Source organism: Neoluteolibacter marinus (genome assembly GCF_014904755.1).
GTDB lineage: Bacteria > Verrucomicrobiota > Verrucomicrobiia > Verrucomicrobiales > Akkermansiaceae > Haloferula > Haloferula marina.
In genome coordinates this window covers 1-3,154 of record NZ_JACZFQ010000034.1, presented here as the reverse complement: position 1 = coordinate 3,154, position 3,154 = coordinate 1, and the positions used below count along the sequence as shown (strand labels likewise).

The following is a 3,154-nucleotide window of genomic DNA, read 5'->3' as shown; positions in this document are numbered from 1 at the left end:
CCGGCGCCATCCGCGGCAGCGGCAGCCGGCTGCCCGTCGGCACCCGCGTCCTCACCATCACCGCCAGCGACAATGGCCCGACGCCCCTCTCCGACACCGCGGCGGTCACGGTGACGGTCGTGAAACCCGGCCTGAAGCGGGAAGTCTGGACCGGCCTCGCCGGCGGCCAGGGGCTCAGCGAGCTGACCGGATCGCTCTACTTCCCGCGTTCACCGGGTGAAACCGGATACGTGCAGGATTTCCGCGCCCCGACCGGCGTCGGCGACAACTACGGCCAGCGCCTCAGCGGCTTCGTGATTCCCCCGGCGACCGGCGACTACACGTTCTGGATTGCCTCCGACGACGGCAGCGAGCTGTGGCTCTCGAGCGATGCCTCGGTCTCCAACAAGAAACGGATCGGCTACGTCAACGGCGCGGTCGGCGAGTTGAACTGGACCCAGCAGGGCAACCAGCAATCGGCCGTGATCCCGCTGGTCGCCGGCCAGGCCTATTACATCGAGGCCCTGCAAAAGGAAGGCGGCGGCGGTGACCATCTCGCCGTGGCCTGGCAGGGGCCCGGCTTCGGCCGGACCGTCATCCCCGGGGCCAACCTGCTCTACCCGGACACCTACCGGCCCGCCCTGAAGCGCGAGGTCTGGCCCGGCAATGCCACGCTCGCCCCGCCTGCCACCCCGCCCGGCTTCACCGGCACGATGTTCGACTTCAAGGGCCCCTCCGAGGTCGCGGAGAACTTCAGCGAGCGCGTCACCGGCTACCTCGTCCCGCCGCTGACCGGCGATTACAGCTTCTGGCTGGCGTCCGATGACGACGGCGAGTTGTTCCTGTCGACCGACGAGAACCCCGCCAACCTGCAGTCGATCGCCACCGTCACCGGCTACACCGACCCCGAGCAGTGGACGAAGTTCCCGTCCCAGCACTCCGCGGTCCGGCACCTGGTCGCGGGCAAACGTTACTACCTCAAGGTCCATCATCGCGACGGCGTCTTCGGCGATCACCTGGCCGTCGCCTGGGATGGCCCGGGCTTCGCGAGGAAGATCATCGCCAACGAATTCCTCGAGCACCCCGATTCACCGGCCGACCGCACCTTGCTGAAAAAGGAAACCTGGACCGGTCTCGGCGGCGACTACCTCCCCGACCTGACCAACAACGCGCTCTTCCCGGCCACGCCGACCACGGTCGGCACGCTGCCGGCGGATGCCGGGTTGGTCACCCCAACCGATGCCGCCGACAACTTCGGCGACCGCGTCACCGGCTACCTCGTCGCCCCCGACCACGGCCGCTACACCTTCTGGATCGCCTCCGACAACTCGAGCGAACTGTGGCTTTCGACCGACGACAATCCCGCGAACAAGGTCAAGATCGCCAGCGTCGACAACTATGTCGCCCCGCAGAACTGGGACGCCCAGGCCTCGCAGAAATCGGTGCCGGTCGCGCTGGCGGCAGGCCAGCGCTACTTCCTCGAAATCCTCCGCAAGGAAGGCATCGGCGGCGATCACCTGGCCGTCGCCTGGCAGGGCCCGTCCTTCGGCCGCCAGGTCGTGGGCAATCCCTTCCTCGAGCATCCGCTGGCGCTGCCCGGCAAGCCGACCCTGAAGCGCGAGGTCTGGACCGGCATCGGCGGCGGCACCGTCGCCAACCTGACCTCGGCTGCCGCGTTCCAGAACGCGACGCCGAGCGCCCGCGGCGTGCTCACCGCCTTCGCCACCCCCACCAACCACGGCGACAACTACGGCCAGCGCCTGACCTCCACTCTGGTGGCCCCGGAAAGCGGCAACTACAAGTTCTGGATCGCCTCCGACGACCACTCGGAGCTGTGGCTTTCGACCGACGAGGACCCGGCCAACCGGATCCGGATCGCCCATGCCAACGGCGCGACCGCCGTGCGCGAGTGGACCAAATTCCCGACCCAGGAGTCCGGTACCTTGCCCCTGGTCGAGGGCCAGCGCTACCACATCGAGGTCCTCCACAAGGAAGGCGCCGGCGGCGACCACGTGGCCGTCGCCTGGCAGGGACCGTCCTTCGACCGCCGTGTGATCGACGGCCGCTACCTCGAATACCCCGGGACCATCGAAGCCCCGGTCGCCCTCAAGCGCGAGGTCTGGACCGGCATCGGCGGCAACGACGTCAGCAACCTCACGTCCAACGGCGCTTACCCGGCCAACCCCAACCAAACGTCGACGCTGAACCGCTTCGAGGCCCCGGTCAACGAGGCCGACAACTACGGCCAGAAGGTCAGCGGCTACCTCATCGCGCCGGCTGCCGGCGACTACACGTTCTGGATCGCCTCCGACGACGGCGGCGAGCTGTGGCTGGCCACCGACGGAAACCCGGCGAACAAGGCCAGGGTCGCCTTCACCAACAACGCCACCGGCTTCGAGAACTGGACGCAGAACCCCAACCAGACCTCCGCGGTCATCCCGCTCGCCGCCGGCCAGCGCTGCTACATCGAGGCGCTGCAGAAGGAAGGTGGCGGTGACGACTACCTGTCGGTCGCCTGGCAGGGACCGGGCTTCGGCCGCCGGGTCATCGAGCAAGCCTTCCTCGAATACCCCGGCCTGCCCGCCGCCCCGACCCAGCCGGGCACCATCGTGGCCCCCGGCGGTACCGATCCCGGCTTCACCTTCTGGCTCGATTACAACGGCCTCGAGGGTGCCGACCGCCTCGCCAGCGCCGACCCCGACGGCGACAAGATTCCGAACGACCTGGAGTTCGTCCTCGGTGGCAAACCCGCCGGAGCCAACGCGGGTTCAATCGACCTGTTGCCGACGCTGGCGCTCGACCCGACCTGGGCGATCTTCGAATTCCGACGTTCCGACGTGTCCCTCGCCAGCGGCCCCTTCGTCCAACACGGCACCACCCTGGGCTCCTGGACGACGGCCACCAATGGCGTCGGCGGCGTCCAGATCCTCACCGTCGACGACGGCTTCGGACCCGGCATCGACAAGGTCACCGTCAAGGTGCCCCGCGGATCCGCCAGCCGCTTCATGCGCCTGAACTCGAATCAGCCCTGAGCCCGCCCTATCGGCAGTCGAGGATCCAGCGGATGACCTTGTCCGCCAGCTTGTCCATCGCGACCACCGACTGCTCGATGTGCTCTTCCCGGGTGTCCTCGATCTTGTTGTGACTGATGCCGTGCAGGCTCTGCACGAACATC

Annotated in this window: 1 protein-coding gene; it reads left to right on the top strand. The window is 68.2% G+C overall.

The window, feature by feature from the left end:
* Positions 1-3,011 (top strand): PA14 domain-containing protein (locus IG178_RS08675; protein ID WP_226895189.1); only part of this gene is annotated, 3,011 nt, incomplete at its 5' end.
* Positions 3,012-3,154 lie beyond the last annotated feature (143 nt).